The sequence below is a fragment of the Rhizobium sp. Root149 genome (genome assembly GCF_001427345.1).
GTDB classification, from domain to species: domain Bacteria; phylum Pseudomonadota; class Alphaproteobacteria; order Rhizobiales; family Rhizobiaceae; genus Neorhizobium; species Neorhizobium rhizoryzae.
Window position 1 is genome coordinate 653,153 of sequence record NZ_LMGD01000020.1, and the last position, 16,900, is coordinate 670,052.

Annotated in this window: 15 protein-coding genes; 11 read left to right on the forward strand and 4 right to left on the reverse strand. The window is 58.0% G+C overall.

Going from position 1 to position 16,900, the window contains the following annotated elements:
• The first annotated feature begins 47 nt into the window (after window positions 1–47).
• From ASD54_RS15290 to ASD54_RS15315, 6 genes are all read left to right on the forward strand, one after another.
• Window positions 48–992 (forward strand): ABC transporter permease, encoded by a 945-nt coding sequence (locus ASD54_RS15290; RefSeq protein ID WP_062555427.1) that lies wholly within the window; start codon window positions 48–50, stop codon window positions 990–992.
• The gene (locus ASD54_RS15295) at window positions 989–1,807 is read left to right on the forward strand and encodes an ABC transporter permease (protein ID WP_062555428.1); all 819 of its coding nucleotides are present in this window, start codon (window positions 989–991) and stop codon (window positions 1,805–1,807) included. The genes ASD54_RS15290 and ASD54_RS15295 overlap by 4 nt, the downstream gene beginning before the upstream one ends.
• The gene (locus ASD54_RS15300; protein ID WP_062555429.1) at window positions 1,804–3,432 is read left to right on the forward strand and encodes an ABC transporter ATP-binding protein; all 1,629 of its coding nucleotides are present in this window, start codon (window positions 1,804–1,806) and stop codon (window positions 3,430–3,432) included. The genes ASD54_RS15295 and ASD54_RS15300 overlap by 4 nt, the downstream gene beginning before the upstream one ends.
• Window positions 3,433–3,449: 17 nt before the next feature.
• Window positions 3,450–4,310 (forward strand): serine hydrolase, encoded by an 861-nt coding sequence (locus ASD54_RS15305; protein WP_156379240.1) that lies wholly within the window; start codon window positions 3,450–3,452, stop codon window positions 4,308–4,310.
• Window positions 4,311–4,349: 39 nt separating this feature from the next.
• Window positions 4,350–5,891, forward strand: a complete 1,542-nt coding sequence (locus ASD54_RS15310) for an ABC transporter substrate-binding protein (RefSeq protein WP_062555430.1) — start codon at window positions 4,350–4,352, stop codon at window positions 5,889–5,891.
• Window positions 5,892–5,995: 104 nt separating this feature from the next.
• Window positions 5,996–7,450: a M20 family metallopeptidase gene (locus ASD54_RS15315; RefSeq protein WP_062555510.1), complete on the forward strand. Its 1,455-nt coding sequence runs from the start codon at window positions 5,996–5,998 to the stop codon at window positions 7,448–7,450.
• Window positions 7,451–8,022: 572 nt separating this feature from the next.
• Here ASD54_RS15315 and ASD54_RS15320 read toward each other — a convergent pair.
• The gene (locus tag ASD54_RS15320) at window positions 8,023–8,763 is read right to left on the reverse strand and encodes an SDR family oxidoreductase (protein WP_244484772.1); all 741 of its coding nucleotides are present in this window, start codon (window positions 8,761–8,763) and stop codon (window positions 8,023–8,025) included.
• 72 nt (window positions 8,764–8,835) lie between these two features.
• Here ASD54_RS15320 and ASD54_RS15325 point away from each other — a divergent pair, with 72 nt between their 5' ends.
• Window positions 8,836–9,753, forward strand: a complete 918-nt coding sequence (locus tag ASD54_RS15325) for an AraC family transcriptional regulator (RefSeq protein WP_062555432.1) — start codon at window positions 8,836–8,838, stop codon at window positions 9,751–9,753.
• A gap of 87 nt (window positions 9,754–9,840) precedes the next feature.
• Here ASD54_RS15325 and ASD54_RS15330 read toward each other — a convergent pair whose 3' ends face one another.
• On the reverse strand, window positions 9,841–10,716 hold the full coding sequence (locus tag ASD54_RS15330) for a LysR family transcriptional regulator (protein ID WP_062555433.1): 876 nt from the start codon (window positions 10,714–10,716) through the stop codon (window positions 9,841–9,843).
• Between the two features lie 108 nt (window positions 10,717–10,824).
• Between ASD54_RS15330 and ASD54_RS15335 the strand changes: the two genes are divergently transcribed.
• The 4 genes from ASD54_RS15335 to ASD54_RS15350 all read left to right on the forward strand — a co-directional run bounded on the left by ASD54_RS15335 (window position 10,825) and on the right by ASD54_RS15350 (window position 13,807).
• Entirely contained in the window at window positions 10,825–11,445 is a 621-nt protein-coding gene (locus tag ASD54_RS15335) for a glutathione S-transferase family protein (protein ID WP_062555434.1), read from the forward strand.
• A gap of 44 nt (window positions 11,446–11,489) precedes the next feature.
• A complete protein-coding gene (locus ASD54_RS15340; protein ID WP_062555435.1) occupies window positions 11,490–12,260 on the forward strand; it encodes an enoyl-CoA hydratase/isomerase family protein in 771 nt (256 codons plus the stop codon).
• A gap of 100 nt (window positions 12,261–12,360) precedes the next feature.
• Window positions 12,361–13,038 carry a peroxiredoxin-like family protein gene (locus ASD54_RS15345; protein ID WP_062555436.1) on the forward strand — a complete coding sequence of 226 codons (678 nt, stop codon included), beginning with the start codon at window positions 12,361–12,363 and terminating at the stop codon, window positions 13,036–13,038.
• A gap of 55 nt (window positions 13,039–13,093) precedes the next feature.
• Window positions 13,094–13,807 carry an SDR family oxidoreductase gene (locus tag ASD54_RS15350; protein WP_062555437.1) on the forward strand — a complete coding sequence of 238 codons (714 nt, stop codon included), beginning with the start codon at window positions 13,094–13,096 and terminating at the stop codon, window positions 13,805–13,807.
• Between the two features lie 162 nt (window positions 13,808–13,969).
• Here the strand turns inward: ASD54_RS15350 and ASD54_RS15355 are convergent, their stop codons facing one another.
• Both ASD54_RS15355 and ASD54_RS15360 read right to left on the reverse strand, forming a co-directional pair.
• A complete protein-coding gene (locus ASD54_RS15355) occupies window positions 13,970–15,118 on the reverse strand; it encodes an acyltransferase (RefSeq protein ID WP_082547223.1) in 1,149 nt (382 codons plus the stop codon).
• A 1,224-nt stretch (window positions 15,119–16,342) separates the two neighbouring features.
• Window positions 16,343–16,900 (reverse strand): IS3 family transposase (locus tag ASD54_RS15360; RefSeq protein WP_156379233.1); only part of this gene is annotated, 558 nt, incomplete at its 5' end.

Genomic DNA, 16,900 nt, shown 5'->3' on the forward strand with positions numbered 1-16,900 from the left:
CGGTGACTTTGCAGATCCGGTCCCGACAATCGTGTTCAGGGGAACCGATGATTAGATTCATATTCCATCGACTGTTGATGGCGATCCCGACATTGGTGATCGTCGCCATCACAGTTTTCGCGCTCATTCGGTTCATACCCGGTGATCCGGCAGCTCTCATGCTGGGAGATATGGCCACGCCGGATCAGGTTGCCGAGATGCGCAAAGAGCTTGGCCTCGATACATCTCTGCCGCAACAATTCCTTGTGTGGACGGGCAACGTCTTAAGCGGCGATTTTGGCCAGTCCATCGTCAACAAGGAGCCGGTTCTGCCGCTCGTCGTTTCACGCTTCATGGTTTCTGCCGAGATCGTGATCGTCGCCGTCATTCTGGCCAGCCTCATTGCCGTGCCTGCCGGTGTTATCGCGGCATGGCGCCAGAACAGCGCGACGGATCTTTTCCTGATTGGCACGGCAACCGTTCTGCTGTCGATCCCGACCTTCTGGCTCGGATTGCTTCTGCTCCTCTTCTTCGGCCTGAAACTCGGCTGGCTGCCGGTGCTGGGCTATGTGTCTATCTCGGACAATTTTACGTCTGGCCTGCTCTATCTGGTCCTGCCGATCATGACACTCGTCATCCATGAGGCTGGCGTTTTGATCCGCATGGCGCGTGCCTCCACGCTGGAGGTTCTCAGGCTGGATTACATAACCCATGCCCGCGCCAAGGGCTTGTCCGAGCAGGCGGTTCTCTGGAAGCACGCTTTCAAGAACGCCTTCGGTCCAACCTGGACCATGATCGGCCTGATCCTTGGAAATCTGCTCGGCGGCATCGCCGTCATCGAAACCGTCTTCACCATTCCGGGCCTTGGCCGACTGATGGTCGATAGCATTTTCCAGCGCGATTACCCCGTCATTCAGGGCTGCCTTCTCTTCGTCGCCATGTCCTATGTGATCGTCAACCTGATTGTCGACCTCCTCTATCCCCTGTTTGATCCGCGCGTGGTGGCCGAATGAAACACGTTTCCCTCAATGGCCTGATCGGCGGCATTCTCATCGCCTTCCTTCTGATAGTCGCCGCCCTGAGCCTGTTCTGGACCCCCTTTGACCCCATGAAGCTGAGCTTCACTGCACGGCTTGCGGCACCTGGCCCACTCCATCTGCTCGGCACGGATGAGTTCGGTCGCGATGTCCTGAGCCGCCTGATGGTCGGCGCGCGGGCCAGCGTCTGGATCGGCTGCCTCACGGTTGGCTTTGCAGTGATTGCAGGCACCCTGATTGGTCTGGTGAGCGGCTATGCTCGCGGCTGGATCGATGGCCTGATCATGGCGGTCAACAACGCCCTGCTGGCTTTCCCCGGCATCCTGCTGGCGCTCGGACTTCTCGCGGTGTTCGGCGCCAATCAATACGGCATCATCTTCGCCCTTGGCATTGCCTACACGCCATCCATGGCGCGCGTCGTTCGGGGCGCTGTGCTGTCCCTGCGAGAGCGGGAATTCGTTGAAGCGTCGCGCGTGATGGGCAATGGCGAGATCTTCACGATGTTCCGGCACATCCTGCCCAACTGCCTCGCGCCGATCACCGTGCTCGCCACCTCGATGTTCGGCTGGGCCATTCTTTCGGAAAGTGCCATGAGCTTTCTAGGTCTCGGCGTGCCGCCGCCGGCGCCCACCTGGGGCAATATGCTGGCGGCTGGCCGCCCCTTCATCGAACAGGCCGTCTGGCTCGGTCTTTTTCCCGGCCTCTGCATCGCTCTCACACTGCTTGGCATCAACCTTCTTGGCGATGCGCTACGCGACAAACTCGATCCCCGCATGAGAGGTTTGAAATGACTGAAGGAAAACTTCTCAGCGTCCGTAATCTCTCGCTGCAGATCGCCCGTCGTGATGTCGGTGTCGTCAACGACGTCAGCTTCGACGTGGCTCCGGGCGAAATCTTCGGCATCGTCGGCGAAAGCGGGTCTGGCAAATCGCTTGCGACACGTGCGCTCGTCTCACTGCTGCCGCCCGTCATACGCAAGGTGGCAGGCACGGTCATCTTCAAGGGCCGCGACATCACAGCCATCAGTGAGAAAGACTTGCGCTCACTGCGTGGTGCGGAAATCGGGTTGGTGTTTCAGGAGCCGATGACCTCTCTCAATCCCTCCATGACCATCGGGCGGCAATTGGAGGAGGGGCTGGCGCTTCATACACAGGATCAGGCATCGGGGCGGCGTGAGAAAATCCTCTCCATGCTGCAACGCGTCGGCATTCGCGATCCCGAAAGGGCGCTTAACGCCTATCCGCACGAGTTTTCCGGCGGCATGCGCCAGCGCATCATGCTGGCCTCCGTCATGCTGTTGAAGCCAGCTTTGCTGATCGCCGACGAACCGACCACTGCGCTGGATGCCGTGATCCAGCGCGACGTCATGGAACTGATGGTGGAACTGACGAAGGCGGAAGGCACCGCCGTCCTTCTCATCAGCCATGATCTGCCGATGGTGGCACGCTACACCGACCGGATTGTCGTGATGGAAAAAGGCTCCATCGTCGAAGCTGGCACGACGGAACAAATACTGGAGCGCCCGCAGCATCCTTATACGCGAAAGCTTCTGTCATCCTTGCCTGTGCGCGGCGAAGTCCGACCAATCGATACGACATCCGCACCGATGATTTCGGCCCGCAACATCGTCGTCGATTATCCTGGACGCAAATCGCTTCTCAAGAAGGGAGAGCCGAAACGCGCTCTGCACGGTGTCTCGATAGACATTCATGAAGGCGAAGTGGTGGCGCTCGTCGGCGGCTCCGGCTCCGGGAAGACGACGCTTGGGCGAACGATTGCCGGACTGGTCAAGGAAACCGAAGGTGAGATTCTCTTCCAGGGCCGCACCCGTGACCACGACTGGCGCGACTATCGTCTCAACTGCCAGATGGTCTTCCAGGACCCCTATTCCTCGCTCGATCCCAGAATGACGATCTTCGCCCTCGTTGAAGAGGCGCTGCGTCTCGTTCCCGGAATTGATCGGGCGGCCAAGATGAAGCGTGCGTATGAAACGCTGGACGAGGTTGGTCTTGGTGCCGAATTTGCTCTTCGCTATCCGCACGAACTTTCAGGCGGGCAGCGCCAGAGAGTGGCGATTGCCAGAGCTATTGCGCGCCGGCCCCGGTTCCTGATTGCCGATGAACCTGTCTCGGCGCTCGACGTGACTGTCCGTGCGCAGGTGCTCTCGCTCTTTTCCGATCTCCAGAAACGATACGGCTTTTCCTGCCTGTTCATCAGCCACGATCTCGGCGTGGTCGAACAGGTGGCCGATCGCGTTATCGTCATGCAGGACGGCAGGATCATCGAGCAGGGTGATCGCAACACGATCTTCGACACGCCGAAGGAGGCCTATACGCGGCGTCTTCTCTCGGCAATTCCCGCACTTGATCTCAACGAGACCGGCGGCGTGAAACTCAAATGGCGCCTGGAGGCGTGACGATGAATACAGCACCCATGACATCTGCCAGCCTTGGTTCAACGACCGAGAGGCTGAACGCAATTTGCGACGCGCAGCCCTTCATTACGCGCTTCTGCATAAAGAATCTCCGCACTGGTGACGTTTTCGAACGCGGCGCCGATGAGGAAACACCATCGGCAAGCACGCGCAAGACGTCCATCATGATGGCAGCGTTGAAGGCCGTGCATGAGGGCCGGCTCGATCTCGATGAGAAAATTGTCTACGAAGCGCGTTTTGCCGAAGAAGTCGCAAGCGGAATGTTTCGCTATCTGACGCCTGGGATCGTGATTTCGCTTCGCGATGCCATCACCGGCATGATGGTATTGTCCGACAATGTCTGCACCAAGATGGTGTTCGAGCGGCTCACTCTGAAAGAGGTAAACACCTATTGCCAATCCATCGGGATGGTGGGCACGCACCACCGTTTCCTGATCCCGCCGCTGGCTCTCTCTCCCGATCATTCGCTGAAATCCGTCACCACGACAACCGCACGCGACCAGATGTTCCTGCTTCAATCGATTCTGGATGCGCAGGTCTCCGAAGAGGCTTCAAAGCGTCTCGGGGTTTCGCAAGCCTTGAGCAGCTATGCCTTGCAGACGCTGAAAAATCAGATCCTGCGTTATGCCATCCCCTCGCGTCTGCCCTTCGGTACGGTGGTTGCGCACAAGGGTGGCACCGGTAAGCGCGGCCGGATGAACGCGGGCATCGTCTACGACGACGGCCAGCCGCTCTACATCATCACCGCATTCACGGATCAGGTTCCGCAGGAAATGCCGGATGGCACGCCGGGTTACACCGTGTCTCTCGAAACCATCGGACGCCTCTCGCGCGTCTGTTGGGACGATTTTCGAGCCTGACCCAACAGCATCGCAACAAACAAGAACAGAGGGTAGAACATGAAAAGCTTAACTCTTGCCGGAACAATGCTGATCGCGCTTTCGGGCGTGGCCGAGGCGCGCGATATCGTGATTGCGCAAAGTTCGGACTTGCGCAGCAACATTCCAGGCGTCAACCGGGATGGGAATACGGACGGCGTCATTCTGCACATCGTCGAAGGACTGGTGGGCTATGCCAATAACGGTGAGGTGAAGCCTCTTTTGGCGCAAAGCGTGGAGACATCCGCCGATGGGCTGACCTACACATTCAAGCTTCGCCAAAACGTCCAGTTCCACAATGGCAAGCCGCTGACGGCTGATGATGTGGTTTGGAATTGGAACCGCTACATGGATCCGGCCACGAAATGGACCTGCATTAAGGATTTCGACGGCGGAACCGTGAAGGTGACGGGGATCAAGGCCGTCGATGCGCAAACCGTCACCATGTCGCTGGAGAAGCCTTCGGCGGTTTTCCTCGGTCTGATGGCGCGGCCTGAATGTGGCTATACCGGAATGATCTCGAAGGATTCGCTCAAGGCCGATGGCTCTTTCGATAAGCCCATCGGCACCGGTCCGTTCAAATGGAACGAGTGGAAGAAGGGCGAATACATTCAGCTGTCCAAATTCGACGGTTATCAATCGCCAGCCAATGACGGCAAGCCGGATGGCATGGTCGGCTCAAAACGTCCGCTTGTCGATGGCATCAAGTTCATGGTCATCCCCGATGCATCGACCGTGAAGGCGGGCCTGCAATCAGGCGTCCTCGATACGGCGGAGATTTCTCCCGACCTCATTCCGGAATTCGAAAAAAGCCAGAAGGCGAAGGTCATCATTTCGCAGAACAACGGCAAGAACCTCTTCTACATCCAGACGCGCGATCCCGTGTTGAGCAAGCCGGGCGTTCGCCGTGCCATGGCGATGGCGCTCGACATGGATGAGCTTGTTGCTGCGGCCTCCAACGGTACGGGCAAGGCGAACGGCTCCATGGTGGCGTCGGACTCGATTTATTTCAGCGAGACCCAGAAGACGCGTCTTCCCTTCGATCTGGCGGCTGCGAAAAAGGAACTGCAAGCCTCCGGCTACAAGGGTGAGCAGATCAACATCATCGCCAACAAGCGCGGCAATGTTCCAAGCTTCCCGGCGGCCGTTATCGCACAAGCCATGTTGCAGCAGATCGGGCTCAATGTGCAGATCGAAGTGCTGGACTATGCGACGCAGGTTGATCGCCGTCGTTCCGGGAACTACCAGATCATTTCGCAATCGGTTGCACCGCGTCTCGATCCGGCCCTGATGTACAGCTTCTACGTGGGCGACAAGGACAAGAATGCCTCGCTGATGTGGGACAACCCCAAGGCAATCGAATTGATGAAGGCCGCCTTTGCCGAGATCGACCAGAAGAAGCGGCAGGTGATTTTCGACCAGTTTCATGAACTCATGCTGCAGGAAATGCCGGGCATCTTCCTTTACGACATGATCGATGTCTGGGGCGCAACGAAGTCCCTGCAAGGCCAGCCTGTCTGGCAGTCCAATGCACGGCTCTGGGAAGTGTCCGTCGCCCAATAACCCGTCATGCAAGGCACCGCATTCGTGCGGTGCCTTTCAACCTGACAGAAGCCTCCGCCATCGTCGATGCGCGGGAATGGTTTCGCTTTGCCTTGAGGAACAGCATGCCAGATCAAACCGCCCTGAAATCCCTGACGCAATTGATTGAGCGTCTCGCGCCTGATTTTACTGCCCTGAGCGACCGGATCTGGGATTTTGCGGAACTCAAATTCGACGAATTCAAATCGGCTGAACTCCTCGTTCAGACACTGAAGCAGCACGGATTTGCCGTCGAGCAGGGCATCGCGGGTATGGAAACCGCTTTCATCGGCCAGTATGGCGGCGGCAATCCCGTCATCGCATTTCTGGGCGAATACGACGCGCTTGCCGGCATGAGCCAGATTGCGGGCATCGATGAACCGCGTGAGGGCAAATCCGGTGCCAGTGGCCACGGCTGTGGTCATAACCTGCTGGGCGCAGGCTCGCTGTTGGCTGCTGTCTCGCTGGCGAAGCATCTGGAGGCCAACGGCCTGCAAGGCACGGTGCGATATTATGGTTGTCCCGGAGAAGAGGGCGGTTCCGGCAAGACCTTCATGGTGCGGGCAGGGGCATTCAGTGACGTGGATGCGGCGCTGACCTGGCATCCGGCCCCTTTCAACGGCGTCAGATCGACAAATAATCTGGCGGTGCTGGAATATTACTACCGGTTCAAGGGCATTGCGGCGCACGCCTCCAATGCTGCTCACCTTGGTCGCTCTGCACTTGATGCGGTTGAACTGATGAATGTCGGCGTGAACTTCCTTCGCGAACATATGCCACAGGATTGCCGCGTCCATTACGCAATCACCGACGCGGGCGGGCGCGCTGCGAACGTAGTTCAGGCAAAAGCCGAAGTACTTTATCTTGTGCGTGCGCCCGAGATGTCACAGGCCTTGGCGCTGGCGGAACGCGTCGATCAGGTCGCGCGCGGGGCGGCGATGATGACGGGAACAGAGGTCGAGATCATATTTGATACTGCTGCGACAAACCTTCTACCGAACCTGACGCTCGAAAATGCGATCCACGAAAATCTGGTGGCGATCGGGCCAGTCCCGTTCGATGAGGCGGACATCGATTTTGCTCGCAAGATCCAGGCGACATTCACGCAAGAAGCTATCAACAGCAGCATCAAGCTTTACCAGATCAAGCAGGATGTCTTCTCCAACGAGAAGATCGATGGATCGACACCACTGCACACGGGCTTGCGTGCCTTCGAAGGCCAATCCCACTTTCGCGCGGGCTCGACCGACGTCGGAGATGTCAGCCGCGTTACCCCGACCGCACAATGCTGGGCTCCGGCCTGGGCAATCGGAACCAATCCGCATACATGGCAGGTGGTCGCACAGGGAAGAAGCGCGGCGGCGCACAAGGCGATGCTGCACGCTGCGAAGGCTCTGGCCTCAACGGGACTGGATCTGGCAACCTCACCGCACTTGCTGAGCAAGGCACGGGCAGAGTGGGAAGCCGCAATGAAGGACGAGCCTTATGTCTGCCCGATACCCGCTACCGTCATGCCCGGCATAAGGCCATCGGTGAAATAATGCGAGGCAATGGTTCACTGGCGTAGGACGCTATAAATCTACAAGCCTGGCGATCTCAGATCGCCAGCTATCCCCTGACATCCTCGGCAGGTGTTCGTCGCTGGCTCAGAAGAGAGCTTCCGAAGACGAATCGGCCTTCCCATCTCAACTGGCGAAATGATGGGAATGTTATCTCCAGTCACCGGAGGGAAAGCAAAAACCACCGCAGCTTAGTTTAGGGAGACGTACCGAGAGAATTGGCTGGGGAACCTGGATTCTCACATGATTTCAATGACTTAGTTGAAAAGCCTTGAAATTCCCTCTGTTTTCCTGCCGCGAGCGACCGTGGATGCCACCTTTGTGCCCTGGCTTTGGGCATCAGTCAACAGGACGGGCGAGCGGCAATAATTTCCGCTCTGGCGAAGAAGGTTACAGTGCCCGGGATGGCCGCTTCGCGCCATAAGCGGCCAAGTCTGAGCTGTTGATGATGATCCCACTCCATACCTGTTGCGAGCATCCGGTGGATTTTTTTGCGGTCGTTTCAGGTCCGAAGGAGAGTTCTGTGCGCCCAAAGCCGAGACGCTCCGATAGTGTCAATCCTGTGCGGTCGGGCGCACTACGATGCTGCCGATTTCCACGTCACTGGGTTGCTCGATTGCGAAGGCTATCGCCCTTGCGATAGCTACCGGGGAAATGGCGAGCGCTTCCTTGCGGGTGACAATAGCCGCTCTGATGTCAGGATCGGCAATGGAGGCATACGCGAAGGTCGTGTCAATGAAACCCGGGGATATCTCCGTTACGCGCAGGTTTTTTCCCGCTTCCTGCCGCAGACCTTCTGTGGCTGTCCGCAGTGCATTCTTGGTCGCGGCGTAAACGCCCATCGTTGGCACGATCTTGAGGCCAGCGGTTGATACGACGTTGATGACGTGCCCGCTATCTTGGCCCGTAAACACGGGCAGAACCGCAGCGATACCGTAGAGCGCGCCCTTCAGGTTTACGTCGATCATGGCGTCCCATTCATCGACCTTCAGCGCTTTGAAACGCGACAGCGGACCGATGCCTGCATTGTTGATGATGACATCCAGCCGCCCGAAACGTTCGCAGGCAAGCTTGACCAGATCCTCCAGATCTACAGCTCTAGTTACGTCGATGGCCCGATAGACAGCTTCGCCGCCCGCCGCCTCGATTTCTCCTGCTACACTGGCGATCTCCGCTTCGCTTCGTGCACCGAGCACAAGGCGCGCGCCTCGCGCGGCAAGATGGATAGCTGTCGCCCGGCCAATGCCGCGCCCGGCTCCAGTGATGGCAACGATCTTGTTCTCAATGGTCATGATAGGGGGCTCCATTGTCTGCATGAGAAGCAAAATCTAGGCAGCGCATCTCGGATGATCTATGCTTGAACAACCATGTCTTTGTCGCGATCCGCCAAACCAATAGCCGATCCGTTCTCCGAGGTTCTTGCAGCCTTGGGCGCGCGGAGCGTCCGGGGCACCGGCCTCGAAGCGGCGGGAGACTGGGCACTCGCCTTCGACGGGCGAGCGCGGTTGAAGTTCGTCGCTGTCACAAGAGGCCAGTGCTGGCTTCTTCTTCCGGATCATTCGCCACAAGCACTTGTGGAAGGCGATGTCGTTCTCATCCGCGACACGCGTTATGCGGTGGCGAGTGACCCTGCCGTCGAACCGATGGATGGGATGCCGCTCTACGCGGCTCCGGGACAGGACTTGGTACGGCTGGGCGCTGCAGACGAAACGGCGCTGATAGGGGGTGGCAGCGGCTTTGCCAATGGCAGCGCCGCGTTCGTTCTCGATGCGCTCCCGAAATTTTTGCGTATTGATGCCAGGTCGTCCACCGCCGAGGCTGTCGCGAGAACGTTGAATGCTCTGAGGATAGAGGTCGCCCACGCGGAACTGGGTGGCTCACTGGTTGCCGAGCGACTGGCGGAAATCCTTATTATCACGGCCGTTCGCGCTTTCGTGGCCACCAACCCTAAGAACAGTGTCGGCTGGGTCACCGCGCTGGCGGACCCGAGGATCGGCAGGGCGCTGAGATTGATGCATGGGGATGTCGCGTGCCGCTGGACAGCGCCCATGCTGGCGTCGGAGGTCGGCATGTCGCGTTCGGCCTTCACGCAACGGTTCACCGCGCGTGTCGGCCGGCCGCCTCTCGACTACCTTACTCACTGGCGCATGGTCCTGGCGCAGCAAAAACTGAATGCGGGCGAGACCGTCGCGGCCGTTGCTTCCGCCGTTGGCTATAACTCGCAAAGCGCCTTTGCTCATGCTTTCAAGCGGACTTTGGGACGGACGCCACGATCGGGCCGATGATGACAGCGTCTAGGCTTCCCGCCGCGTCTTCCTGCCAGATCCGGGATGTCTTCGATGTCCACTTTGAGGCCAAGAGGAGACATTGCTTCAGCCGACGATCGTCTTCACGAAATCGGCGAAGGCGCGCGCTTTTGCACTGGCCAGCCGCCCCGTTGGAAAGACAGCCCACAGGTCGATGTCCGGGAGCGTCCAATCCTCCAGCACCCGGAGAACTTCGCCGTTCTGCAGTTCCGGCCAGAACATCCAGTCCGATGTTACTGCCAGTCCCATATCTGCCTTGACGGCAGCGCGAATGCCCTCGGCGGCGGTGAAGCGTACCCGTCCTGACACCGCGACAGAGGCCTCAGTACCATCTCTGCGGAACGTCCAGCTATTCCCAAGTTGGGTATAGACAACGGCCTGGTGCGTGGCGAGGTCTGCTGGAGCCTGCGGGATGCCATGCTGCTTGAGATAGGCAGGCGTCGCCACCACGGAACGGTGGCCTGTCGCGATCCTGCGGGCGACAGCGGTACTGTCGGCGAGTTCGCCCATGCGCAGCGCGATGTCGATACCTTCGGATACAAGGTCGATCACGCGATCGTCGAGAACGACATCGACCTCAAGGTCGGGATGGGCGGCCAAGAACTCCGCCAGTCGAGGGATCAACATCAGCCTGGCGAATGTCGTTGCCGCACTGACACGGAGGCGGCCAGACAAGCCCGCCCCGGCGCCCTTCGCCTCCAGTTCGGCCTCATCGGCTTCCTGGATTGCCGCCTTTGCACGTTCATAGAATCGAATGCCTGCATCCGTCGGCGAAAGGCCGTGCGTGGATCGGATAAGCAGCCGAACCTGCAACCGATCCTCAAGCTGCGCAATCGTCTTCGAGATCGCCGGCTGACCCACGCCGATCTGTCGCGCGGCGTGCGAGAACGAGCCTGTCTCCACCACTCGCACAAATGCGCTCATCGCCTGCAGTCGATCCATCGCCTATTCTCCCTAGGAATAAACATTATCGCCTCAAGCTGTCTGCCGCAAGGTTCGAGGAATGGGCATACCTGTCTTCAACGGAACACGATCTGATGGAGACACACAATGATCCAAGTCCACGCTTTCGCTACTCCGAACAGTGTCAAGGTGCTAATCGCCCTGGAAGAGTTGGAGATGCCCTACGATCTCAGGCCTATCAACGTGCGCATAGGCGCGCAGAAGGCTGAGGCATTCCTCGCTCTCAACCCGAACGGCAAGGTGCCTGTCCTGGTCGACGACGGATTTGTCCTGACCGAGAGCGCTGCCATCCTCGTCCATCTCGCTGAGAAGACCGGCAAGCTGTTGCCAAAGGATGGCGCCGGCCGCGCTCGTGTCTTCGAACAGCTTTTCTTCCACGCCTCGGGCTTGAGCCCTGCTTTCGGCAATGCCGGCTTCTTCAAGCGCTCATCGCCCGAGCCCCAGCCGATCGCCGAGGCCCGCTTCACCAACGAGGCAGAACGGCTCCTCGGACTGCTCGATGCCAAGCTTGCCTCGCAGCCCTTCATGGCCGGAAAGGAGTTTACGATCGCCGACATCGCCCATTTTGGCTGGATGTGGCGGATCCAATTTCCTGGGCTCACTATCGACGGTCGCCCCAACCTTTCCCGCTGGTACCAGGCGGTGGCTGCACGCCCCGCCGTCCAGCAGGCCATTGCTCGCGTCGAAGCAGCCGTGCCCGCCACCTGATTCTTCCCCACCATTTCCGCCTGAGCAAACATTGGAGAACCACCATGTCCAAATTCGACACCTACAAGAATTCCTTCCCGAATGCCCGCCTGACCCGCACGCCGAGCGGTGTGCTCGAAGTCGCGCTTCACACCAATGGCGGCAAGCTCGTCTTCAACGGCCATACGCACGAACAGTTCGTCGATCTGTTTCATCAGATCGGCTCTGATAGCGAGAACCGGGTCGTGATCCTCACCGGCTCGGGCGACGCCTTCATGGATGCGATCAGCCCCGATGGCTTCGACTTCTTCTCGCCGCGTGGCTACGACAAGATCTTTCGCGAGGGCCGCAAGGTTCTGATGAACATCCTCGACATCGAGGTGCCAATGATCACGGCGCTCAACGGGCCGGTGCTGCTTCACTCGGAATATGCGCTGCTCACCGACATCATTCTTGCGACGCCGGAAACGGTCTTCCAGGATAAGCCGCATTTCGACTTCGGCATCGTGCCCGGTGATGGCGTCAACCTGCTCTGGCCCGAAGTGATCGGCAGCATCCGCGGCCGCTATTTCATCCTGACCCGCCAGGTACTCGATGCGGCAACCGCCAAGGACTGGGGCGTCGTTAATGAGGTCGTGCCGGCCGACAAGCTTCTCGCCCGAGCCCATGAGATCGCCGAGGGTATTGCAGCGCTTCCGCCGCTGACCTCGAGCTATACCCGCATCGCGCTCACCCAGAAGCTGCGCCGGATCATCGATCAGGACGGTGGCTACGGTCTTGCTCTCGAAGGCATCAGCGCCGCCGAAGTCGCTCGTTCCCTGGCCGCACAGGGCTGATCACCTTTCAAGTTTACCAACGGACTTCAGGGGCATCCTGAAGTCCAGAAATGCCCGACACGACAGACCCAGTTCCAATTCCAATTCAAGGAGAATGACCATGACCCTTCAATCCAAGCTTGACGCTTTCAGAGCTGACTTCGAAGCCGGCAAGCCGCCTTACAACGTGCCGTACTCCGTGATCGAGACGATGCACCGCGCCACTTCCGAACTGATTGCCTCTGGTGCTGCCCAAAAAGCCCTGAAGGCTGGCGACAAGTTGCCGGAATTCACCCTCTCCGATCCTGACGGCAATCCGGTTTCGTCGGCTGAGCTTCTGGCGCATGGCCCGCTGGTGATCAGCTTTTACCGTGGTGTCTGGTGCCCGTATTGCAACATGGAGCTCCAGGCCCTGCAGGAAGCCCTCCCGCAGTTCGAAGCACTTGGCGCAAAGCTTGTTGCTATTTCCCCGCAAAACCCGGTCAACAGCCGCAAATCGGTGCGCCAGAACAACCTTACCTTCCCAATCCTGTCCGACACGCATAACGATGTCGCAGCCGCCTGTGGCCTGCGTTTCGAGATGCAGGATTATCTGGTCAACCTCTACAAGTCGCTCAAGAACGATCTTCCCACCTTCAACGGCGACCCGAGTTGGACGCTGCCCATGCCAGCCCGCTACGTTGTCGGCCAGGATGGCTTCATCCTTTATGCCGAGGTGAACCCGGATTACACCCGTCGTCCTGAGCCGGAAGACATGTTGCCCGCGCTTCTTGCCGCAGCCACCCGCACCGCCGCCTGATCGGTCCACACCAGAGCACCCTGTCTCTTCTGAGGCAGGGTTGAGAGGATATGCGATGAAGAAGACATTTCTTATCACGGGTGCCAGCAAGGGCATCGGGCTGGCGCTTGCGAAGCGGCTGTCGGCTCAGGGTGACGCGGTGATCGGCATCGCCCGCCATGCAGTCGACGACTTTCCCGGCACCCTGCATGAGTTCGATCTGGGTAACGACGAAACGCTCGACAGGCTTGCCGACATCGTACGCGATAGCGGCGTCGACGGCATCGTCAACAATGTCGGCCTTGTTCGTGCCGCGCCGCTGGGTAACATCTCCTTCGATACGCTGGACGAGGTGTTGCGCGTCAATCTGCATCCGGCACTCGTCTCGGCGCAGGCGGCTCTTGTCGGGATGAAGGCACGGGGATGGGGCCGGATCGTCAACATCTCCAGTCTGACCGTCCTGGGTAGCGTGCAACGCACGAGTTATGCCGCCGCGAAGGCCGCACTCGTCAGCTTCACACGGAGCTGGGCGCTGGAACTTGCGGCGACCGGCATCACGGTTAATGCCGTGTCGCCTGGCCCCACCGAGACCGAGCTATTCCGAGCCAACAATGCACCCGGCAGTGAGGGGGAGGCACGCTATCTTTCCGGAGTCCCAATGGGGCGCTTTGGCAAACCAGAGGAAATCGCAGCCGTAATTGCCTTCCTTCTTTCCAACGATTCAGCGTTCATGACCGGGCAGGTGTTGCAGGTCGATGGCGGGGCATCGATTGGGAGGGCATCGATTTGAGGTTCGCTTAGGCTCGTCGAAAGCGGACAAGCAACAGAGCTTAAAGGTCAGCGTTACCTTCTTCTTCAACGCAATATTCGACCGTGGATTTCCGCCCCGTTGCAGTCTTTGGCTGCGGGTTTCCAGCCCATTTTGCCGAGACCCGTTTCAGGGCGACATAGTTTAGCGTAAGCGCTGTGGCATCCAGCCGGAAATCTGCTGGGCACATGATTCCAATACCCAATCCGTAGCATGCTGGCACCAGCGAGTAGCCCAGCTTCCGAAAGCTTTTTCGATGAAGGCGTAGGTCATTACTGATAGGCCAAGGCTCAACACGACCGTTACTGCGACAAGCAGCCACCCGCTAAAAGGATTTCCCAAATTAAAATCCACGTTGATCCAGATGGCAATCCAGATCGCGATCGGGTGGATGAGATACAAGGAATAGGAGATATTTCCCAAGCGAACCAAGACATCTGGTACCACGAAACGCAATGTCTTTTCCGCCATCACAAGAGAGACAAAAAGAGCGGCAAGTGGCAGTCCAACGCCTGTCATGCCGTGAGCGATGTTCCAGTTCGACATGTACTGGGCTACGCAGCATGTGAATGAAAATGCTACCGCCAGCATGGCTGATGTCGCAGATCCAAAGTGCACATCGCTTCGATACAGAACTCCAGTGAGGATCCCGATCAAAAACAGGCTGTTGATCGGGTTCAGGAAAATCGCTCTTGCGGCAGACCAGTCTGGCGGAACGACGGTAGGATCCAGCCAGTAATTGCCTTCCAGCAATGCCATTCCAATTAGCGCAATCAGTGCCCAAATCAGAATGACCCTCAACAAGTATTTTCCGAACGCCAAAGAGAGTGCGAAAACGCTGTAAAACGCAACTTCGTAGGTAATCGACCAGCCGACGGTGAGGGCAGGTTCGAAAATGTTCGGCCCAGTTGCGTTCAAGGTTGGCATGAAGAAGAGGCTGCGGAAGAGGAGTTCCCCCGTCTGGCGCTCACCGTTGAACTCGATGCCAAAAATTACCAGCGTACAAATGAGATAAAGCGGGTAGATGCGGACGAGCCGGCGAACCAGGAAGTTTAGCGGGTTCTGGGTCTGCAGGTCGTCAGGTTTGCCCTTGGTGGAGGAGAGAAAGATGACGAAGCCGCATATGAGGAAAAACATATCCACGCCCATGATGGACGCCGGACGGAAGGCTCTGATCGCCATTTCGCTATCATAGCCGCCGGTGAACAACATGGAATGCCACAGCATCACACCAAAGGCGCAAACTCCTCTCAGGGCTTGGACCGTCTCGATCCGCTGATTAGTTAGCATCATCTAATTCTCCCATTGAGGGAGATTTATGCGGGCAATTCTTGGAAAGATAGCATCAATTTGAGTGTGTATCGGAACTTAGGCGTGTGTTGTGCTAATGCAACGGTTCAGTTGCAGGTTGAGAAAGGCCAGATGGGTATCAAGTGTCTCCAGAAGGTCCGGCGCGCCTTTACAGATCATCTCGCGCTGACCGAACCAGGCAGACCAAGGCGCCAAAGATGAATTTCCCGCCTTCGCCCGTATTGCTTCCGATTTTGAGATACGCCTTGGCCTGATCTATGAGGGCGCCAAATGCGGGGATCTCCGAGCTTTAGGGGGAGCAGAGATAGCGGTGACTTGAGGGCATGCCGCCGCATCTAGCTTGAACAGAGTGCCAGCCTTCGATGCTGCTGTAACTCCCAGCAACTTGTCCCCGAGAATATATAGCTCGGGTTCAAATGTTCTTTGAGTGTCAGGAGCCGGAGGGGATTCCCGAGCTGATACTGGCGGAAGCGTCGGCGGCGGACTTAATGGCATGCCGCTGCGCCTTGGCGACGTATCATTTGACAAACATTACTTGTTCGCAAGTGCAATAATTCTGGCGGAAGACCGCCCCGGTAGTTCGCCCTGATGGCGTCGATGTGCGAGATCGGGACAAGGTTGTTGAGGAGATATCTGGTAATACTGAAGTGGGCAGCCATACGAAAAGCCTGAACTTTGCAACTCGAGGCGTTACGATCATCCGTTTAAGAGTGGCAACGGCCTTCCGTATCCTCAACGAGAGGGAACGGTCACGAAGATGATGACGATGAATTCGCCGACTTCCCGCAGGTGACAATCGTTACGGGTGCCAATTTGGCACTTGAAAGACACCCCGACCTTTTTTGCCAAAGATTTTCGAGGCGGCAATCAGATAGACGGCTTGTGCGGGCTTACGTGCAGTGACGCACCCAGATTTGCGCACTTACGATTGGATGGAAGCCTTTGTCTTTGCGGTGATCTTCTACGGCGAAGGTACGTGACATATAGCCGCTCAAAACAGGATCCAACTCTTGCACCCGGGCGGTAGCAATCTAATGAATATTGCCAATCGTTCAGGCGGCCTAAGTTCCGCCCAGCCTTGCTGGCAGAATCTGGGAGGCGAGTTAAGCTGACTGGAGAGAGTCTTGAAGAACTGGCGGGATGACCTCAAACTCAATGCTGTGAGCGTAGATCAAATGGCCTGCTGCGGGTTTTCCGGACACCGAGTTAAGCTAATCCTACCTTGTTTTCAAATTCCATAGGGCTGAGATAGCCCAATGTCGAATGGCGACGCTTTGGGTTGTAGAAGCGCTCGATGTAGTCGAACACGTCCGCCTTTGCATCGTCCCTCGTCCTGTAGACCTTGCGAGCTGTCCTTTCCGTTTTAAGTGATGAGAAGAAGCTTTCCATGGCGGCATTGTCCCAGACATTGCCGGATCGGCTCATCGAGCAGGTGATGCCGTGGTCGGCCATGAGACGCTGGAACTGCTCGCTCGTGTATTGGCTGCCCTGGTCCGAATGGTGGAGAAGCGCATCCGGCTTGCCTCTGCGCCAGATGGCCATGATCAGCGCATCTGTGACGAGCTGGGCCGTCATGTTGGCATTCATCGACCAGCCAACGACACGGCGCGAGAACAGGTCGATGACGGCCGCTACATAGAGCCAGCCCTCAGCCGTCCAAAGATATGTAAAATCGGCCACCCACTTCTGGTTCGGTCTTGCTGCCGCGAAGTGTCGGTCTAGCACATTCGGCATGATGACCGCGCGCTCGCCGTCGTCTTTCGG

Coding starts and splice junctions, on each gene's coding strand:
- ASD54_RS15290 (WP_062555427.1), top strand. CDS start 48: ATGATTAGATTCATATTCCATCGACTGTTGATGGCGATCCCGACATTG.
- ASD54_RS15295 (WP_062555428.1), top strand. CDS start 989: ATGAAACACGTTTCCCTCAATGGCCTGATCGGCGGCATTCTCATCGCC.
- ASD54_RS15300 (WP_062555429.1), top strand. CDS start 1,804: ATGACTGAAGGAAAACTTCTCAGCGTCCGTAATCTCTCGCTGCAGATC.
- ASD54_RS15305 (WP_156379240.1), top strand. CDS start 3,450: ATGACATCTGCCAGCCTTGGTTCAACGACCGAGAGGCTGAACGCAATT.
- ASD54_RS15310 (WP_062555430.1), top strand. CDS start 4,350: ATGAAAAGCTTAACTCTTGCCGGAACAATGCTGATCGCGCTTTCGGGC.
- ASD54_RS15315 (WP_062555510.1), top strand. CDS start 5,996: ATGCCAGATCAAACCGCCCTGAAATCCCTGACGCAATTGATTGAGCGT.
- ASD54_RS15325 (WP_062555432.1), top strand. CDS start 8,836: ATGTCTTTGTCGCGATCCGCCAAACCAATAGCCGATCCGTTCTCCGAG.
- ASD54_RS15330 (WP_062555433.1), bottom strand. CDS start 10,716: ATGGATCGACTGCAGGCGATGAGCGCATTTGTGCGAGTGGTGGAGACA.
- ASD54_RS15335 (WP_062555434.1), top strand. CDS start 10,825: ATGATCCAAGTCCACGCTTTCGCTACTCCGAACAGTGTCAAGGTGCTA.
- ASD54_RS15340 (WP_062555435.1), top strand. CDS start 11,490: ATGTCCAAATTCGACACCTACAAGAATTCCTTCCCGAATGCCCGCCTG.
- ASD54_RS15345 (WP_062555436.1), top strand. CDS start 12,361: ATGACCCTTCAATCCAAGCTTGACGCTTTCAGAGCTGACTTCGAAGCC.
- ASD54_RS15350 (WP_062555437.1), top strand. CDS start 13,094: ATGAAGAAGACATTTCTTATCACGGGTGCCAGCAAGGGCATCGGGCTG.
- ASD54_RS15355 (WP_082547223.1), bottom strand. CDS start 15,118: ATGATGCTAACTAATCAGCGGATCGAGACGGTCCAAGCCCTGAGAGGA.